The sequence below is a fragment of the Novipirellula sp. genome, assembly GCF_041583735.1.
GTDB lineage: Bacteria > Planctomycetota > Planctomycetia > Pirellulales > Pirellulaceae > Novipirellula.
Genome location: NZ_JBFHFD010000107.1, coordinates 1 through 17499, shown reverse-complemented (window position 1 = coordinate 17499; position 17499 = coordinate 1). Strand labels below are relative to the sequence as shown.

General features: G+C 55.0%; 17 protein-coding genes and 1 pseudogene. 11 read left to right on the top strand and 7 right to left on the bottom strand.

Going from position 1 to position 17499, the window contains the following annotated elements; all coding sequences use genetic code 11:
- Both ABX962_RS10735 and ABX962_RS10730 read right to left on the bottom strand, forming a co-directional pair.
- On the bottom strand, nucleotides 1–513 hold a 513-nt coding region (locus tag ABX962_RS10735), incomplete at its 3' end, for an ATP-binding cassette domain-containing protein (RefSeq protein WP_372719211.1).
- A 65-nt stretch (nucleotides 514–578) separates the two neighbouring features.
- The gene (locus ABX962_RS10730; protein ID WP_372719212.1) at nucleotides 579–2003 is read right to left on the bottom strand and encodes a class II fumarate hydratase; all 1425 of its coding nucleotides are present in this window, start codon (nucleotides 2001–2003) and stop codon (nucleotides 579–581) included.
- A 260-nt stretch (nucleotides 2004–2263) separates the two neighbouring features.
- Between ABX962_RS10730 and ABX962_RS10725 the strand changes: the two genes are divergently transcribed.
- The 4 genes from ABX962_RS10725 to ABX962_RS10710 all read left to right on the top strand — a co-directional run bounded on the left by ABX962_RS10725 (nucleotide 2264) and on the right by ABX962_RS10710 (nucleotide 6896).
- The gene (locus ABX962_RS10725; protein WP_372719209.1) at nucleotides 2264–4192 is read left to right on the top strand and encodes a GntP family permease; all 1929 of its coding nucleotides are present in this window, start codon (nucleotides 2264–2266) and stop codon (nucleotides 4190–4192) included.
- Nucleotides 4193–4254: 62 nt separating this feature from the next.
- The gene (locus ABX962_RS10720; RefSeq protein ID WP_372719207.1) at nucleotides 4255–4494 is read left to right on the top strand and encodes a hypothetical protein; all 240 of its coding nucleotides are present in this window, start codon (nucleotides 4255–4257) and stop codon (nucleotides 4492–4494) included.
- Nucleotides 4495–4711: 217 nt separating this feature from the next.
- Complete coding sequence (locus ABX962_RS10715) at nucleotides 4712–5572, top strand: alpha/beta hydrolase (RefSeq protein WP_372719205.1); 861 nt, start codon at nucleotides 4712–4714, stop codon at nucleotides 5570–5572.
- A gap of 13 nt (nucleotides 5573–5585) precedes the next feature.
- Nucleotides 5586–6896 (top strand): alpha/beta hydrolase family protein, encoded by a 1311-nt coding sequence (locus ABX962_RS10710; RefSeq protein ID WP_372719203.1) that lies wholly within the window; start codon nucleotides 5586–5588, stop codon nucleotides 6894–6896.
- Between the two features lie 107 nt (nucleotides 6897–7003).
- Here ABX962_RS10710 and ABX962_RS10705 read toward each other — a convergent pair whose 3' ends face one another.
- Nucleotides 7004–8302, bottom strand: coding sequence for a hypothetical protein (locus ABX962_RS10705; protein ID WP_372719201.1), 1299 nt, complete (start codon nucleotides 8300–8302; stop codon nucleotides 7004–7006).
- 218 nt (nucleotides 8303–8520) lie between these two features.
- Between ABX962_RS10705 and ABX962_RS10700 the strand changes: the two genes are divergently transcribed.
- The 4 genes from ABX962_RS10700 (at nucleotide 8521) to ABX962_RS10685 (ending at nucleotide 12597) form a co-directional block, all read left to right on the top strand.
- The gene (locus tag ABX962_RS10700; RefSeq protein WP_372719199.1) at nucleotides 8521–9372 is read left to right on the top strand and encodes a fumarylacetoacetate hydrolase family protein; all 852 of its coding nucleotides are present in this window, start codon (nucleotides 8521–8523) and stop codon (nucleotides 9370–9372) included.
- Nucleotides 9373–9664: 292 nt separating this feature from the next.
- Nucleotides 9665–10507, top strand: a complete 843-nt coding sequence (locus tag ABX962_RS10695) for an ABC transporter permease (RefSeq protein ID WP_008689683.1) — start codon at nucleotides 9665–9667, stop codon at nucleotides 10505–10507.
- Entirely contained in the window at nucleotides 10504–11364 is an 861-nt protein-coding gene (locus ABX962_RS10690) for an ABC transporter ATP-binding protein (protein WP_372719197.1), read from the top strand. Before ABX962_RS10695 ends, ABX962_RS10690 begins: the two co-directional genes overlap by 4 nt.
- 9 nt (nucleotides 11365–11373) lie before the next feature.
- Nucleotides 11374–12597 (top strand): MlaD family protein, encoded by a 1224-nt coding sequence (locus ABX962_RS10685; protein WP_372719195.1) that lies wholly within the window; start codon nucleotides 11374–11376, stop codon nucleotides 12595–12597.
- 352 nt (nucleotides 12598–12949) lie between these two features.
- Here ABX962_RS10685 and ABX962_RS10680 read toward each other — a convergent pair whose 3' ends face one another.
- The 4 genes from ABX962_RS10680 to ABX962_RS10665 form a co-directional block, all read right to left on the bottom strand.
- Complete coding sequence (locus tag ABX962_RS10680) at nucleotides 12950–13438, bottom strand: thioredoxin family protein (RefSeq protein WP_372719193.1); 489 nt, start codon at nucleotides 13436–13438, stop codon at nucleotides 12950–12952.
- A gap of 301 nt (nucleotides 13439–13739) precedes the next feature.
- Nucleotides 13740–14966, bottom strand: coding sequence for a DUF1559 domain-containing protein (locus tag ABX962_RS10675; RefSeq protein WP_372719191.1), 1227 nt, complete (start codon nucleotides 14964–14966; stop codon nucleotides 13740–13742).
- A 161-nt stretch (nucleotides 14967–15127) separates the two neighbouring features.
- A complete protein-coding gene (locus ABX962_RS10670; protein ID WP_372719189.1) occupies nucleotides 15128–15280 on the bottom strand; it encodes a hypothetical protein in 153 nt (50 codons plus the stop codon).
- A 525-nt stretch (nucleotides 15281–15805) separates the two neighbouring features.
- Nucleotides 15806–16390: a hypothetical protein gene (locus ABX962_RS10665; RefSeq protein WP_372719187.1), complete on the bottom strand. Its 585-nt coding sequence runs from the start codon at nucleotides 16388–16390 to the stop codon at nucleotides 15806–15808.
- 238 nt (nucleotides 16391–16628) lie between these two features.
- On the opposite strand from ABX962_RS10665, the gene rpmB reads away from it, so the two are divergent.
- The 3 genes and pseudogenes from rpmB to ABX962_RS10650 all read left to right on the top strand — a co-directional run.
- Nucleotides 16629–16898: a 50S ribosomal protein L28 gene (gene rpmB / locus ABX962_RS10660; protein ID WP_008689692.1), complete on the top strand. Its 270-nt coding sequence runs from the start codon at nucleotides 16629–16631 to the stop codon at nucleotides 16896–16898.
- A gap of 50 nt (nucleotides 16899–16948) precedes the next feature.
- Nucleotides 16949–17254, top strand: coding sequence for an Asp-tRNA(Asn)/Glu-tRNA(Gln) amidotransferase subunit GatC (gatC, locus tag ABX962_RS10655; RefSeq protein WP_372719185.1), 306 nt, complete (start codon nucleotides 16949–16951; stop codon nucleotides 17252–17254).
- 11 nt (nucleotides 17255–17265) lie between these two features.
- A pseudogene (locus ABX962_RS10650) lies at nucleotides 17266–17499 on the top strand (hypothetical protein); the annotation flags it as partial.

Genomic DNA, 17499 nt, shown 5'->3' with positions numbered 1-17499 from the left:
GCCGACGACGTCCAAACCACGCGTCGGTTCGTCCAACAACATTACCGGGGGGTCGTGAATCAAACCACGCACGAGCGTCACTCGTTGGCGTTGCCCGGTGCTGAGTGTGCCGGCGCGACGATCGAGCAAATGCTCGATTCCCATCAGCTTGGAAAGCTCTTCGGCGCGAGTTGCCGCGAGATCAGGATCGACGGCATACAGATCGCCGAAATACAGCAACATCTCGCGTACACTCAGCCAGGGATAAACGCCGTCATTGGACGAAACAAATCCCAATCGCGACTTCACTGCGATCGGATCGATCGTGGTGTGAATCCCATCGACTGCCGTGTAGCCGCTGTCGGGTTCAAGCAACCCGAGAATAATTCGCAGCGTCGTTGTCTTGCCCGCTCCGTTGGGTCCCAATAACCCGTAGACCTCTTTCTGTGGCACCGTCAACGACAAGTCGTCCACCGCGCGGACTTCGCCGTCATCGAGCGAAAAAGTTTTAACGAGCGAACGGACTTGAAGCATTCGAATATCGACCGTCAGAAAAGTTCGAAAAAGCGTTTGGTCTCACCAGCATACCCGACGGACGATCACGCCTGGGGCTCGGTCATTTTCCAAGGATCGAGGGCTTCGGTCAGTGTGCCCTCGGGCAAAATCCCCTTTTCGCGACACAGTTCGCGAATCGTTTGTCCCGATGCAAACGCTTCCTTGGCCAATTTCGCTGCTTGCTCGTAACCAATCAGCGGATTCAAACTGGTGCACATCGACAAGCTCTTCTCGACCGACGCTTCGCAGGCCTGGGCGTTCGCTTCCATTCCGTCGAGACAAAAGTCAACAAACGCATCGCAGCCACTCGATAACAAGTGAATCGATTCGAGAATCGTATGCCCCATCACTGGCATCATAATGTTCAGCTGGAAATTGCCTCCCGCTGCACCACTGACCGTGATGCAGGTGTCGTTGCCCATCACGCGAGCGGTCAACTGCATCATCGACTCGCACATGACCGGGTTGACTTTCCCTGGCATGATCGAGCTGCCGGGTTGGCGACTTGGCAATTGGACTTCAAAAAATCCACAGCGTGGACCGCTGCCCAACCAACGGATGCTATTGGAAACGTTGAACAACGTCTGCGCGATACATTTTAGTTCGCCGTGCGAATGCACCAAAGCGTCTCGCGTTGCATTGGCTTCGAAATGATTCACCGCTTCGACAAACGCGATGCCGGTTTTGTTCGCCAATTCCTTGGCAACACGGGCACCGAATTCAGGATGAGTATTGATGCCGCTGCCCACCGCCGTGCCACCGACGGCCAATTCCAAAACCGCATCCCGCGCTGCTTCGGCTCGCGAAATCGATAACTCTAATTGACGAGCGAACCCACCAAATTCTTGCCCCAAACGCAGTGGCGTTGCGTCCATCAAGTGAGTGCGGCCGATCTTGATGATCTTGTCCCACTGTTTTGCCTTCTCCGCAAGCGACTCATGCATTTTGCGAAGCGCTGGCAATAGTTTTGTTTGAATCTGAATCGCCGTCGCGACGTGGATCGCAGTGGGGAATGTATCGTTCGTACTTTGCCCCATGTTTACATGGTCATTGGGATGAATCAATTTTTCAGTGCCCAAACGATCGCCACCGGCGATCTCGATCGCACGATTGCTGATCACCTCGTTGACATTCATGTTACTGCTGGTCCCCGATCCCGTTTGAAAAACGTCGATGGGAAACTGGTCCGCTAACTTGCCATCGGCAACCTCTTGAGCCGCTTGTAGCATCGCTTTGACCTGCGCGTCAGTGAGCGGATTTTTCCCACTTGCGGTCAATTTTTCGAGATCACGGTTGGCAACGCCGCAGGCGAATTTGACCAATCCCATGGCCGAGATCATCGACGGCATCAATTCCCAACCGCTGATCGGGAAATTTTCGACAGCGCGCTGAGTCTGGGCTCCGTAATAGGCCTCGGCGGGCACTTGAACGTCGCCCATAGAATCATGTTCGGTGCGGTACTGGGTCATCGGTTTCACTTCGTCGATTGCGGGATTCAAAAACGTTCGCTAGGGCAGTCATCATAAAGCGCCGATGGACGTTTTGACGAGGCGGCTAGCGGGCGAGGATTGCCCTCGGCAGAAGCCCCACAATTCTTTGCGACCCTTTGGCATCCCTTCTGCCCCCACCACGGGCGTTGAGAAAGTGTTTAGAATTGGCAGCTGATTAGAATTGGCAGTTGAATTACTCGCTCCCCACCTCATCCCCCCTTTTTCTTCACGGCTCCCGCATGACGCGACCCAGATTGGTTTTTCTCGTTTTATTGCTACTCACCCTGGCCCTGTGCGCCATCCCCATCGAGGTGGTCGCTCAAACCGCCGCGCCGGCCCCAGACGCTTCACTTGCCGAAACGATCTCTGGCACCTCTGCCGAGCTTGTGACCAGCGGCAGCACGCTGAACCAGACCCCGGTGCTAATTTTGGCGGTGGGCATTTTTTGCGTGTTGGGGATGATCATTGCCTTGAAGCTAAACGCGTTTCTGGCGTTGATCATTTCAGCCTTAATCGTCAGCTTGCTGGTGGGGCTCACGCAGGGCGGATCAGCGGGAGCTCGAATGGACGCTGTCGTCTCGGCCTTTGGTAGCTCCGCCGGCAGCATCGGTATCGTGATTGCGATGGCAGCCATCATCGGCAAATGCATGCTCGATAGCGGAGCCGCCGACCGCATCGTCCGCAGTGCCGTTAACATCACCGGAGAAAAGAAGGCATCGATCGGCTTGATGGTCAGCGGCTTTGTGCTCGCGGTACCTGTCTTTTTTGACACCGTCTTTTACCTGCTGGTCCCGCTTGCGCGAAGTTTGCATCGCCGCACCAACAAGCACTATCTTCGTTACTTGATGGCGATTGCCACGGGCGGAGCGATCACGCACACATTGGTTCCCCCCACCCCGGGACCGCTGCTTGTCTCCTCGATTCTCGGAGTCGAGATTGGCATGATGATGTTGGTGGGGACCCTTGTCGCCTTGCCAGCGGCGATTGTGGGTTTGATTTTCTCAATCGTGATCGACAATAAGAGTCCCGTCGAAATGCGGCCTCTCGGAGCCAACGAAAACAAACACAAGCCGTTGCTTGATAATCAGTTGCCCTCGTTCTGGATCGCGTTATTGCCGGTGATCTTGCCCGTGGTGTTGATTGGGGCCGGCACGCTTGCGACCACCGTGGCGGATCGCGAAGACCGCGCGATGTTGAGCGTTGCCGACATCAAGGATTTTGATGCGTTAGCCAACGAACTCGCCGCTGCGACGCCCAATTCACCGGCTGGCCGCGTGATGGCAAGCAGTGTCCTGAACGACAATGAGCTGGCACTGCTGAAGAAACCTGCAGCCAGTGACGCCGCCAAGAGCGAAGTCGTCGCGGTGCTGAACGAAGTGCTGCTAGACCAAGAACTGTATGCCGAGCAAGCGTTCCTGGGCGTTGCCTTGTCGGATGTATCGAAGGCAAAAATCGGCGCCAACCAACTGCGGATGAAACCGGTCGACCGCCGACGCATGAACCGCGCCTTGCTCGAAGACGCCTTTCCCAATCTGATTGCATCGCATGATTGGAATTCTCCGAAACGTGAACTCGCCGATTCATTGTCGCTGTGGAGCAACCCGAACTTTGCATTGCTGTTGGCGGCGATCTGCGCGATGTTGACGCTAAAGGTCGTGCGTCACTTGAGCTGGCGTGATCTTGCCGTGGACGTCGAAGAATCCCTCATGAGCGGTGGGGTGATTATCCTGATCACCGCCGCCGGCGGAGCATTCGGGTCGATGCTGACCGACACCAACATTAGCGACACGATCCAGCAAGCGTTCCAAGATCAGGGCGGCTCGGGACTGGCATTACTTGTGCTGGGATGGAGTATTTCTGCGGTGCTGAAGGTCGCCCAAGGCAGCAGCACGGTGGCGATGATTATCGGTGCGGGAATGATGTCAGCGATCATCGGAGACGTTAAACCGGAATACAACATGGTCTATGTCGCGACCGCCGTGGGCGCCGGATCGCTGATGGGCAGCTGGATGAATGACAGCGGTTTTTGGGTGTTCACCAAAATGGGTGGATTGACCGAAGGGGAATCGCTACGTAGCTGGACGCCACTATTGGCGGTATTGTCGCTGGTAGGCTTATTGGCGACATTGGTGTTAAGCCAATTACTTCCGCTGCGAGCCAGTATGTGAGCGTGTCGTCAACAACACCGCAGAATCCCTCTTCCGAGAAGCAACCGGATTCGAGCGAACGCGTGGCAAGCCCAAGATTACTGGGCTGCGCCGCAACACTCGGCTCGGTGGTGGTGACGTGTCTGCTGTTGTTTTTCAATGCCTCGTTTGTGATGGCACTGCTGACCGCGGCCGAATCCAAATTTCCGATTTGGGCCAAAAACGCCGAGGCGTCTCAGTTTATTTTGTTTACGACGCCGCTCGTGCTCGTTGTACTGCAGTGGATGTTTATCGATTACGCCCGCAGCCGGTTCCGCCGTTAGGCTCCGCCTGTGAAATCGGGTGGGGGCCGTCGGTATTAGCGATTACAATAGCCTGAACTTCCCGCTGGATCGCAATGGTGAAAACGCGTCTCCACACCAAACGGGTGGTGCTTATCGCGGTGCGACGCAAGCCCAATAAAGTAGATGGCATTGGGCGTGGGGCCTCGCCCGGTCCTGTTCGAATTATACTTTTCTGCTGCTCTGTTAACCAAAAAAGATGTCCGAAACTCGCTTGCCGAAGCCTTACCGAAGCCGACTTAAACGCGTCATTGGTGCAGCAATACGGATTGTCGCCATCGGATACGCAACCATCCTGGTCTTCATGGTCGCCATGGAAACTCGTTTGGTCTATCCCGGTGCGTTCATGAACATTCCACCGCAATCCGTCGCAGGAGTCGTCTCCGTCAACTATGAATCGGCCGATGGCACAACGTTGACGGGACAGCTTTACGAACATCCCAACGCCAAGCACACGCTTTTGTATTTTCACGGCAACGGCATCACGGCAGCTCGTGAAAGCACCACTGCGGCTTGGCTTGGTGATCAGTTAAACGCCAATGTATTCGTCGCTGAATACCGCGGTTTTGACGGCATGGATGGATCCCCTGATGAAGCCGGCGTGATCGCAGACGCATTGGCCGCTCGTGATTTTGCGTGCCAGCGGTTTTCGATTCCTCCAGACCAATTGATCCTGTACGGGCAATCGCTCGGTGGCGGTTGCGCGGTCGCTGTCGCCGCCCAGGGAGGCGCCAAACTGCTCGTCCTGGATCGCACATTTGATCGAATGGTTGACGTCGCAGCGGGAATGTATCAATTCATCCCCGTCAATTTGTTGATGCGCAATCGTTACGATTCGATCGCCCGAATTAAAAATTACTCAGGGCCTCTTGTTCAGATCCATGGCACCAGCGACCGCTTGATTCCGATCAAGCATGGCAAACACTTGTATGCCGAGTCCCCCTGTTCACCAAAACATTTCGTCGAGATTGACGAAATGGGACACAACGATCCCACGCCACCAAGTGCGTGGGAAGAGTGCCGTGAAACAATCGACACTTTCTTGTCAACCTCCCCCTAACAAACGCCTTCCCATGAAAACCACTTGCCTCGCGTTTGCTTGTTCTCTGCTGCTATCGACGCCACTCGTCGCAAAAGAACCCGCGGCGTCGACGTCTGACGCGGCTAGTCCTCTGTACTCGATGATCGATGCGGCCAAGCAAGTGCCGAAGATGCGTTGGGAAGAGCAATCGGGGCCGGTGCACCAATTAATCTACGAAGGCGAGTCGTACCAGGGACATCCAACGGAAGTATTTGCCTTTTACGCTTCCCCAAGCACGCTGAGCGAAAACTCCGGCGCGGCGACCCCAGACAGCCAAACGAAGTACCCGGCAGTCGTGCTGATCCACGGAGGGGGCGGAACCGCGTTTGCCGAGTGGGCATGGCTGTGGGCCAAACGAGGCTATGCCGCGATCGCCATGGATTTGGCCGGTTCACGTCCAATCGACCCGGTTTACGATCCCAACACCGGAACCCCGATTCGCAATCAAACCGTACGACGCGAAACAAGAACACGTTTGCCGCTTGGCGGACCGGACCAAGGACACGACACCAAGTTTGATTCGATTGGTGCCGATGTTTCCGATGATTGGCCCTACCATGCCGCATCCAGCGTGCTTCGCGCTCATTCACTGATCCGCTCGTTTGACGAAGTCGATGCCGAACAAACCGCAGTCACGGGAATCAGTTGGGGCGGTTACACGACGTGTCTGGTTGCATCGCTTGATGATCGCTTCAGCGCCGCGGTTCCCGTTTATGGTTGCGGCTTCTTATTCGAAGGCGAGTCGGTTCAGAAACCCTCGATCGACAAATTGAATGATCGTCGCAACGCCTGGATCAAAGCTTACGATCCCTCGAGTGTGCTGACACAGTGCCGTGTTCCAATCCTGTTTGTCAATGGAACCAATGACATTCACTATCCGCTAGACAGTTATCAAAAGAGCTTTGCTGCGGTTCCAGGTGAAAAGCAGATTCGCATCGAAGTCAACATGCCGCATGGGCATCCGGCCGGTTGGGCTCCGAAAGAGATCGGAATCTTTATCGATTCGCATTGTCGCGGCGGCGTGCCGCTGGCGACGCTTGAAACTCCGGTCGTGCAAGAAAACGAGGTGCACGTCCAGTATAAAAGCCAAACTCCGCTCGAATCAGCGACACTGCATTACACGACCGACACCGGACTGCGATCCAAACGCAAATGGAAAAGTATTTCCGGCAAAATCACCGATGCGGTTGTCATCACCGCCGCTCCACCCCAAGACGCAAACACTTGGTTCGTCTCGGTCACCGACCAACGTGACGCGATGGTGACCACGCCCGTTCAGTTTCAAGGCGCCACGTCAGAGTAGCAGTGTCTTCTGTGGGATAGGCTTCCAGCCTGTCGGAGCATCTACCACCGAAACTCTTGGCGAGTTTCGCTACGGGAAAATGCGAATGGCGGACTACGACGTGCGTGTTACGCCACGATTTCGCGGATGTCGATCAAATGCAATTGCCGGCCTTCGTGGTGCGGCGAATCAATCACCACCGACTTGCCGTCGTTACTGTTTCGTGGATGAGTGTCACAACGCCACTCGCCGGTATATTCGGGCGGCGAATAGAACTGACCGAGCGGAACCACTCGATTGGACGGCACATGGTACAGATAGGGATTCTGCGTGCGTGCCCCTTTTTGCGGATAGGTGTCGTTGAGAATCCACTCGTTATCGGTATTGGGCACATACGTGTTGTGCCCATTTTGCGTCATCACTCCTTCGCCCACCGTTTGAACTTCGTCACTTTGATCGCGAAACAGATAAAAACCTGACGACTTGCCCGTCGGTTTCGTCCAGGCACAGACATGCGACGGATCTCGCCAAATGAAATGGGACGTTTCTCCCGAAGGATCAAGGATATAGGGATCGCTACCGTCCATGCCGACGGTAAACATTCTCGTTGTGAAGCGTCCCGCCGGTTCGGCATCGGGCCCATCGCCAGTACTCTCACGCCAGCGATGCAAAACGATGAATCGCGAGCTATCGGGGCTGACGAGCAGATGGTTAAAATAGTTCCACTTATCGGCTAGCGATTTGCCTTGATAGTCGATCCGAGCCGCTACGGCGAGCGAAAAGATCAACTCGGACTCGCCCGTTTCCATGTTCATTTTCCAGACACCCGAGTCCTCAGGTGCTCGCAATTGCGAGCATGGATCGGTCAAACCGACGTACCCATAGCCGGGACGCATCCGCTGGATCCGTGAAAAGTCGGCCGTGATCGCCCATTTCCCGTCTCCGCTGAGTGCATAGATGGGACGCGGCAGTGTGCGAAGCTTTTTGGTCTTTACATCCAGTACGCGGCAAACATGTTGGTCGCCTTGGCGATCATTCCAAACCACTTCGGATTCGGATTGCGGCCGCCACTGCAGCATACAACCTTGCTGCCATCCCCACGCACTGCTTTTTCCGAGCGGGATCCACTTGTCATTGTCCGCGGTGTCGACCATGCCCACACGGATCGTGTCGTCCGCACGCGGAGTGCGATGCTCGAACGCCACTTCGCCTGAGAGGACAAATCGATTGGTCGGATCAAATTCAAGTTTGTCGTAGTAACCGAACCAGTGATTCAGGGGCCCTCGAGTGATCTGCCGCACCGGCGGAAGCGAGTCGGCCGCTTGGGCACTCGCTTGATCGGCATGGCAGATTCGGCCGACCGACGCCAATGCGGTTGCCGAAGCAATGGTTTTTAGCGTGTTTCGTCTTGAAGTTACAAGATTCATGGGGAGGGAATACCTAGTCGTATTTTGGGGCGGGGGAGGGCAGGGGGGAGCGAACTTTCATGGACGTCACGTGTCGCCCATTATAACGGAATCGTCGTCAGCGCTGCTTGGGGGTGGCATGAAAACGAAGTCGGTGATGCTACACTGTGGCCGATCGTGAAAAAGTCATCCACTTAGCCACCCACCCTAATTGATTGATTCCCAAAGGATATAGAGTTATGCCAATTTGCCGATTCAGCGACGCTGAGGGGAACCCACAGTTTGCGATTTACGAGGGGTCGCGGATCTGTCCGCTCTCATCGCTGACCGATACTCCGGTGACCCAAGCGGAAATTTTGGCGGGAGGTGCGAAGTGGCTCGCGGAACTGCCCAAACCGACCGAGTCGCAGTGGCAAGCGGCGCCCGACAAGCTGCTGCCTCCGATCGACACCCCCGAAAAGTTGATTTGCATCGGCTTGAATTACCGGGATCACGCAATTGAAACGGGATCTGAAATCCCCTCGGAACCCGTCGTGTTTAGCAAGTTCAATACGGCACTCGTTGGGCATGGCGATGAAATTCGCTTGCCGCGTGTTTCAAACGAAGTCGATTACGAAGCGGAATTGGTGGTCGTGATCGGAAAAACGGCCAAGCATGTTTCCCAAGATGACGCGATGAATCACGTCTACGGATACACGTGCGGCCACGATGTCTCGGCTCGCGATTGGCAGAAAGGACGCCCCGCCGGCCAATGGTTGCTCGGCAAAAGCTTTGACACGTTCGCCCCCGTGGGGCCCTGCATCGTCACCACGGGTGAATTGGCGGACCCCAGCGATGTACGAGTAAAAATGCATCTCAACGACGAAGTCGTGCAAAACAGCACCACCGCTCAGCTGATTTTTGATATCGGCGAATTGATCGTGCATCTGACGAAAATCATGACGCTCCACCCCGGCGACCTGATTTTCACGGGCACTCCCCCCGGCGTCGGTGTCGCCAGGAAGCCGCCGGTTTTCTTAAAACCTGGCGATGTCTGCAAAGTGGAAATTGAGGGGATTGGTACCTTGAGTAATCCCTGCGTCGCGGAATAAACGATGCGGTGATTCGAGATCAACGCTAGGTCTATAAAAGCTAGCAACCACGATCCGTTTTCTTTCGCTAATCCTCAAGGTCTACCTGACCGATACAATCCTGTATGCGGTGATGGTGGATGCGCGACCTGAGTGATTGCGCTGCAGAGCAGCGTGATGGGTCACAATTGCTGAGATCCCCACACTCACCGCCGGACGATTCGCAAATTCGCGTCATTTCGGCATGGGGAGGTAAGCAAACGTGGTTGAGCAGGGTACCGCTGCACTACCGTCGCCACACGCAGGCGGGGCAATGGATGATCCCACGCCAAGCGAAGGCCCCTTCGTCCGCTGGGTGATGGAATGGGGATCGGCCGTGGTCGATGGCGTGACGACGGTGGGTGACATCGCCATCTTCGCATGGAAGATGTTTGTTTGGTTGTTCACCCGGCTGCCTCGTCGTGGCACGATTTTGCCGAATTTCTACCAGGTCGGTGTGCTCAGTTTGCCTGTCGTCGCGTTGACTGGCACGTTCATCGGGATGGTGCTAGCGGTCAACAGCTACTACCAATTTCATGCCTTCGGACTCGAAAATCGGCTGGGGGTCGTCATCAACACCTCGCTGGTCCGCGAACTGGGTCCGGTCCTTGCCGCCACGATGCTAGCAGGCCGTGTGGGCAGCGCCATGGCAGCGGTCTTGGGGACAATGCGAGTGACCGAACAAATCGATGCACTCACCACGATGGGTGCCGATCCGATTCATTACTTGGTGGTGCCCCGATTCTTGGCCTGCATTTTGCTAATCCCTGCGCTGACGATCATGGCCGATTTCATGGGGATTGTCGGGGGCTATTTTTACAGTGTCGTGATTCTCGGAATCGATCACGCCGCCTACTTGAACCATTCGCGTGAAGGCGTTCGAGGCTTTGACCTGTTTAACGGCATCTTCAAAAGCTTCTTCTTTGGCGGCGTGATTGCAATCGTCAGCTGCTACCGAGGATTTAATTGCCAAGCCGGTGCCGAAGGGGTTGGCAAAGCTGCCACCGCGGCGTTCGTCTACTCGTTTGTTTTGATCCTGGCGATCGACTTGGCGCTCAACATTTTCTTGGATGCGTTGTACTTCAAACTGTATCCCGAAGGAGCGTCGATCTTATGAGCTCTGACGACGATTACGAATACGAACTTGATCCTGAACCCAATCGAAGCGATACCTCTGAATCATTGATCGAGGTCGATGATCTGAGCGTGGTGTTTGAAAAGCAAACGATCCTGCAAGACATCAACGTCTCGATTTTGCGAGGCCAAACGATTGCGGTGATCGGTGAAAGTGGCTGTGGCAAAACGGTCTTCATGAAAACGTTGGTCGGTTTGATCCAACCGACGCAAGGAGCGATCACGTTTGACGGTCGCCGTTTCGATGAAATGGGGATGGCCGAACTAACGCAAACCCGTAAGCGGTTCGGTTTTGTCTTTCAGAACGCAGCGTTATTCGACAGCATGTCGATCTTCGAGAATGTGGCGTTTCCGTTGCGGCAGAACGAAGTCGTGGCGGAAACCGAAGTTCGCGACCGAGTGATGCAGCATCTATTGGAAGTCGGATTGCCTAGCGAGGTCGCGCGGAAATATCCGGCCGAATTGTCCGGTGGGATGCGAAAACGGGTCGGACTCGCGCGAGCATTGATCTTGGAACCGGAATTGGTCGTGTACGACGAACCGACCACGGGACTCGATCCGATCATGAGCGACGTGATCAACGAATTGATCCTCGAAACGCGGCGGCGGTATCCGGTGACCAGCATCGTGGTCACGCACGACATGCACACCGCTCGCAAGGTCTCGGACCGCGTGCTGATGTTTTACCCGCGACGACGCTTGAGCCCACACGAGTCGCAAGTGTTATTCGATGGATCGCCCAGTGATCTTGAACACGCTGACGATCGACGCGTTCGACAATTTGTTCGTGGCGAAGCGGGTGAACGGTTGAAGGAGATGTCGCTGCAAAGCGAAGGCTAAGAAAATATCATGGACGATAATAAACTACGGTTTGGCGTTGGGGTGTTGGTCGTTTCGTCGATCGGCATCGGCATCATTTTGACGTTTTTGTTCGGTGCGTTCCCCAACGTTCTGAATCAAGACTACACGTTATTGGTTGAGTTCCCGTCGGCCGAAGGAGTCAGCCCGAACACCCCCGTGCTGCGTGATGGTGTGCGGATTGGCCGCGTTGATGAAATATCGCTGATTCCCAAAGGGGGCGTCTTGGTAACGTTGGCGATGGACAGCTCCAAACCGATCGACCATCACTACATTCCCACGATCGGAAACAGCTCGCTTGTAACTGGCGATGCCGCGATCGAATTCGTGCGTGCGACAGAGCAAGAGCTCGAAAAAGAACTAGGGGGCAAGATGGAACTCGTGAATACCCCTTTCGCCCACGAAGAATATTTGGACTACGGCAAAAAATCAAAAAACCCACTCAACACACTCTACAGCATGGAAGGGCAGATGTTGGAGACGATGGAATCGATCCGCAAAGCGGGTGATTCGATTGCCTTGGCGGGTGACAACGTCAACCAGCTTGCCGTCGAAGTGAAAAACACAGTGGGTGGGGCTGACCAAAACATGGACCGCTTGGCTCAGGAAGCGGTCGAAACGCTCGAAGAATTCCAAGGAGCGATTCGAGATGTGCGAAAAACCGTGGGCAATCCTCTAATCCAAGATGGACTCGAACGATCGATGGCCCAGCTGCCTGAACTGCTGATGAACGCTCAGAAAACACTCGATAGCACGCGAGAAACCTTCGAAAGTTTCCGCCGCGTCGGCGACCGATTCGAACGCGTCGGTGCCACAGCAGAAGAGACGATTGCGACGGCGCAGCGATCGGTGGCAAGCTTTGATCGCACGATGATGAATGTCGAAAAATTCACGCAGCCGCTAGGGGAACGTAGTGGCGAATTGATCGAGCAAGTGCTGCGGACGCTGGCGAGTGCCGACGTTGCACTGGCGGAACTCGAAACGTTGGGCCGCGCGGTCAACAACAGTGACGGATCCTTTAAGCGATTCCTCGAAGACGACGAAATCTACTGGCAGGTTCGCCGTACCATCGAAAACATCGAACAGGCTTCCGCACGTATTCGCCCAATCATGGATGACGTTCGCATCTTTAGCGACAAAATCGCACGTGACCCTCGCGAACTCGGCGTCCGTGGCGCTCTGTCTAAACGCCCCTCCGGTGCAGGGTTTAAATAGCCGGTGTGAAACGATCCGTCACCTCTCCCGGCGCAGCTGGGAGAGGTCGAACGGGCCCTTCAGGCCTCGTTCGGGTGAGGGCCGACCGCGCAACTTAACGTGCAGTGGGCCTCAACTTGCTCGGACGCCCTCATCCGAGCATCGCTGAAAGCTCTGCTCGACCTCTTCCAATACTGCGTTTGAGAGAGGTGACAGCAGGCTGCAGTGAATATAACGTTCGAGGAACACCGGGTGGCTTACGCTGCACCGCCAAAAAAGGTGCACACCATTGCGCCACGAGAACCCCTATCTGGACTTGTGTTGGTGGGGCAACTTCAATTTGCAGAGCAGGACTGGGTAGGGCAGGGGAGCGTTATCGCTTCAACGCGTCGCTCAAAAACTTGTGTAGCGCCGCGGCTGGCTGGTAACCCGTGCGGTGCCCCACAATCTTGCCTTCGGGAACGCCAATCAGTGTGGTGGGATACGCCGTAACGTCGATACGTCCCAGCGTCGCTTCGTTCTCTTGAGGCGTCAACAGAATTGCGACGAAGTCTTGCGAGACACGTTGCTCGACCGTTTCATTGCTCCAAGTATCACGTTTCATCGCGTCGCAATAAACGCAGTGATCGGTCGAGATATAGATCACCATCGGTACATTGCGTCGGCGTGCTTCTTGCCAACCCGAACGCAGCGTTCGGTGCCATGTCACGCGAGGTTTTGCCGCGTGGTTTGAAGGGACCAACTCGGTATAGGTCGGCATCTCGGCAACGACGTTACCGGCATGCCCACAGACGGTCATGATTGCAACCAATGCAACTGCCAACCCCATCATGGGCTTGGTACAAACCATGATTCGTTTCATGGCGTTTTCTCCGAAAAGAAATGGAAAGATTTTGAAAAGCAACCTCTATTAGGCGAGGCAGACTAAATACCCCAATCCTCAAAGGCAACACTCATCCCCCAATAGAGCGTCAAAAAACGGCCCAAATTCACCAGGACAGCGAACGCCCAAAAGTGGTTGTCCCTGGCAAAAGCCGAGCAATTCTGCGTTTCGCAAGCTTGTTTCTCAGTCTGCTGCCTTGGCCCCTCGGGCAAAGCCGCTGCGGCTCGCGTTTTCGATACACCTGCAGCCAGCAGCCTGGGGCAACAGCAACAATCGGACGTTAGAAATCCGTTGAAACACTCTCGCGCGAGGCACGCGTTCCCAGAGCTCCCCATAAACCATAGGGACTTTTTGATCCCGCCGGGACCACGCTATTGATTCCCGCGCTGAGCGCATCGCAGTAAACGCAGGGCGAGTTTGAATTGCCCGCCTCGATCGAATCAGTAACGAACTTTACCGCACCATCGGCCATCAAAATATGCACACCGCCTTGATGCCGACTGCTTGCTGGCGCGATCCCGTAGGTGTCGGATTGACCGACCAGACAGACCTCGGAATTAGGCGAAAGGATCGTATTGAATTGCGATTGCAACGTATGGAAATCGGCCCATCGGAATCCTCGCTGAGAAACCGCTCCATACACCTTCGCACCACTCGTCCAAAACTGCGGCCGAGCCGTATCGATATAGCCAAGATCAAAACATCGCTTGGGATTATCGGCCACTTTAAAAAAACCACCCTTGGCATTGGAGAAGCCCACGGATCGATTATCGCGATCGCCTAAGCCTGTCATGATTTCGCCCACCGCGATTGTATTGGACAAACCATCGATAAAGTCACGGAACCTGATACTCTTGCGTGGCACAAATGCACCGCGTAAACCACAGCGGGCACGTTTCTTGGCGATGGGGTCGCGGTTATACAACCAACGTGTTCCACTCCAAACCGTGACCCCATGTTCGGCATCATAGAAACCGTCGCCGGTACAAGCGGCATAGTTCGTTCGCCCCAACGCGGGCACCCCACGGCCGGGATCGCTAGGACAACGAAACGTCGAAATCTCGGTCGCCCAGGGTGGGTAATTGCCGTTCCAAGGGCGAGGACCAAAGGCAGGCCAAATGTCGCCATCGGACTCCAACATCGGCTCGCTCAACTGTTCCCACAACGCCTGCTGTTCGACAAACGGCAACAGCCCCACCAAATAGGTCAGCTCGAGGCGTGTAAACGCGGAACCATCTTTTTTGTCGGCAAGCGACGTGCTGTTGGTGTTTTCGTTGGTGGGCCCCACTCCGTGAATCGGCAGCTGATGGTAGGCGGAATGATAGTTGTGCAGCCCCAGCCCAATTTGCTTGACATTGTTACTGCAACTCATCCGCCGCGCCGCTTCGCGAGCCGCTTGGACCGCAGGCAATAGCAATCCAACTAACACGCCGATGATAGCGATTACAACCAGTAGTTCGACTAAGGTAAATGCGAGTGAAACGCGAAAAGAGACTCGTGTCGTCATGGCGGATCTTTCAATACGATCCCGCTCAATTCCAACCTCGCGATGCTTTTGAATCTTGCGATACTTGACCGACCATGCTGTCTGTTCGAATGTGTCGAATCCGTCAAAGCCGATCGGACAAAAGGAGTGTTGCAACAAGCCGCAACGTCGTGGTGGTTTTCCTACTCTTCTCGTTCTGCCTCGGACGCCGATTCTTCTTCAGCCGCCTGAGCCATGATCTCGTCGTAAGAATACTCGTCACTTTCTTTGACCAAGCTTTCACGCGGTTCCCCACAGCCTGTCACGAGACAGAGCGTGGTGGGAATCGCCAGCAAGAAAAGCCCGATGCGAAGGACGGCTAAGCAAGCCCCACGCCTTGGCTTTGCGAAAGAAGCGTGCGAGAGTGAAACACGTCGCAGAAGACTCATCCGCTGCCCCCGGGGTTGCAAGCTGAGTGAGTAGGGTGATTAGAAACTAGTACAATCGTCCCCTTGTTCTAACGCGACCGACGCAGCATTACCAGTTTTTTGCCGCCAAGTTTTCAACAAAACCATGCTGCGGAGTTACGATAGACGAAGTTCAATTCGCAGTGAATCTTGCTGACGATGCTTTTTAAGCAGCGTTCCCAACCATGGTCGGCCAGCTTTTCAAGTGGCAACCGTCATGGAGAACGCGGTGTGCAAGCAGCGGACAGTGTCGCGAACGGGTGAGATTGAACGGGTGAGATTGAACGTAGCGACATTGAGCGTGGCGACACTGGACGCTGCCACATCAAACGAGAGCGAAAATCGCCCGCGTCCATTCAATGCGAACCACGTTAACGGCTTGGAGAGTCGTGCGACTAAGCACGACGACGAAACCTAGATCCCCAACGCTTGAGTGACCAAGGTTTGGATCGGCGAAATCTCGGATTTCGTTACGTAGATGCGGTCACCGGTTTTCAGCGCGTAGTCCGACTCGGGCAAGACCACCGTGTGACTTTCGTTCATACGAACTTCCATACGGATACCTCCGATGGCTTGCGGCGAACTGCGATACAGAATCGCGTTGACCGACCCAAGTTTCTGTAACACCCCGGTCTGCTTTAGCAGATCGCTGACAAAAACCGATCGACCACTCGATTCGGGCGGCAACGGCAGCACACGAACGGGTTCATCCTTGTCGACCGCAACTTGCAAGACAATGGAGTTTTCCGCCTGGGCTTGCCGCACTTTCTGATAGACCATCGCATCCATCGTCTCATCGAGCCCACGATGACCTCCCGCCACTCCCGACGCGACGTAGTTCGTCCCCGGCTCGGCTGGGTTGAATCCTGGCAAATTGAAGGCAGAACATCCCCCGCTCAATCCAATGACCAAAACGGAAAGAACGAGAGCCGAGGCCAGACTCGCCGAAGAAGGGAAGACCAAGCCCACGCAGCGGTCGCCTTTGAGGGATGGGCACATGTGAAATCTCGATAAATGGATGTCGGTGTTAAACTTTGCCGGTTAGGTCAGATAAACCATCCAATCGACATTTCGGGGCCAAATCATCACCAAAAACCGAAAAGTCATAAAATTCGTTGAAGAACCGGTCAAGAAATGCTGTTTCCTGCTTCACGTGGGAACCATCGATCGCTATAGTGCCGGGCTTCCCAGAACTTGAAATTTTGCTTTTTACCACGCTAAGTGGCGGAGAAGATCGATGGCACGGCAATGTGAAACGTGCGGTAAGAGCGTCCAAATGGGCAACCGAATCGAAACACGTGGTAAGGCCAAATACCTTGGTGGTGTTGGTACGAAGATCACCGGATGTACACGCCGGAAATTCGTCCCGAACCTCCAGAAAGTGCATGTCACCATGCCTAATGGCCAAAACAAGACAATGCGAATTTGCGTTCAATGCATCCGCAGTGGCGCAGTCCGCAAGACGGTGAAAACCAAGCCGTTTGACGTTAGTGGCGCCAAGAAGTAGTGCGTTATTAACGTGTGACGGGCGTTTAACCCCAATCACGAGGAAAATCGATGGCTCTCTCTGCGGATGATGTTCGGCGACTGGCGATGCTTGCTCGTCTTGAGCTTTCCGACGATGAAGTCAATGCGATCGGCCCCCAGATCACTAAGATCTTGGGGTTCGTTGAGCAATTGTCTGAACTCGATACCGAGGACGTCGAACCGATGACAACGGCTCTGGACGTCGACAATCGCTGGCGCGCCGACAAATTGCAGCCAAGCTTGACCAATGATCAAGCCCTGCAAAACGCTCCGGCACGCGACGATGACTGCTTTCTTGTTCCTCCCGTTCTTGGCACTGCCGGAGCGAAGAGCTAGGAATGCTGGCCTTGGCTGATCCGGTTCAACACGGATTTGAGAGCCTAGTGCCGCCATTGGTCGCAATCTTCCTTGCAATTGCGACGCGTCGAGTTGTCCTACCCCTCGCAGCGGGTGTGTTTGCCGGTGCGGTGCTGCTTGCGCGCGCCGACCCAGAAAAATCGTTCATCGATTCGTTTTTTATCTTTGCCGGCGCGATCGACGCCAGCCTTCGCGACTTTGACCATCTGCAAACACTCGCCTTC

Bases quoted from the DNA above. Each gene is read 5' to 3' on its own strand.
- ABX962_RS10730 (WP_372719212.1), bottom strand. From the start codon at position 2,003: ATGACCCAGTACCGCACCGAACATGATTCTATGGGCGACGTTCAAGTG.
- ABX962_RS10725 (WP_372719209.1), top strand. From the start codon at position 2,264: ATGACGCGACCCAGATTGGTTTTTCTCGTTTTATTGCTACTCACCCTG.
- ABX962_RS10715 (WP_372719205.1), top strand. From the start codon at position 4,712: ATGTCCGAAACTCGCTTGCCGAAGCCTTACCGAAGCCGACTTAAACGC.
- ABX962_RS10710 (WP_372719203.1), top strand. From the start codon at position 5,586: ATGAAAACCACTTGCCTCGCGTTTGCTTGTTCTCTGCTGCTATCGACG.
- ABX962_RS10705 (WP_372719201.1), bottom strand. From the start codon at position 8,302: ATGAATCTTGTAACTTCAAGACGAAACACGCTAAAAACCATTGCTTCG.
- ABX962_RS10700 (WP_372719199.1), top strand. From the start codon at position 8,521: ATGCCAATTTGCCGATTCAGCGACGCTGAGGGGAACCCACAGTTTGCG.
- ABX962_RS10695 (WP_008689683.1), top strand. From the start codon at position 9,665: ATGGATGATCCCACGCCAAGCGAAGGCCCCTTCGTCCGCTGGGTGATG.
- ABX962_RS10690 (WP_372719197.1), top strand. From the start codon at position 10,504: ATGAGCTCTGACGACGATTACGAATACGAACTTGATCCTGAACCCAAT.
- ABX962_RS10685 (WP_372719195.1), top strand. From the start codon at position 11,374: ATGGACGATAATAAACTACGGTTTGGCGTTGGGGTGTTGGTCGTTTCG.
- ABX962_RS10680 (WP_372719193.1), bottom strand. From the start codon at position 13,438: ATGAAACGAATCATGGTTTGTACCAAGCCCATGATGGGGTTGGCAGTT.
- ABX962_RS10675 (WP_372719191.1), bottom strand. From the start codon at position 14,966: ATGACGACACGAGTCTCTTTTCGCGTTTCACTCGCATTTACCTTAGTC.
- ABX962_RS10665 (WP_372719187.1), bottom strand. From the start codon at position 16,390: ATGTGCCCATCCCTCAAAGGCGACCGCTGCGTGGGCTTGGTCTTCCCT.
- rpmB (WP_008689692.1), top strand. From the start codon at position 16,629: ATGGCACGGCAATGTGAAACGTGCGGTAAGAGCGTCCAAATGGGCAAC.
- gatC (WP_372719185.1), top strand. From the start codon at position 16,949: ATGGCTCTCTCTGCGGATGATGTTCGGCGACTGGCGATGCTTGCTCGT.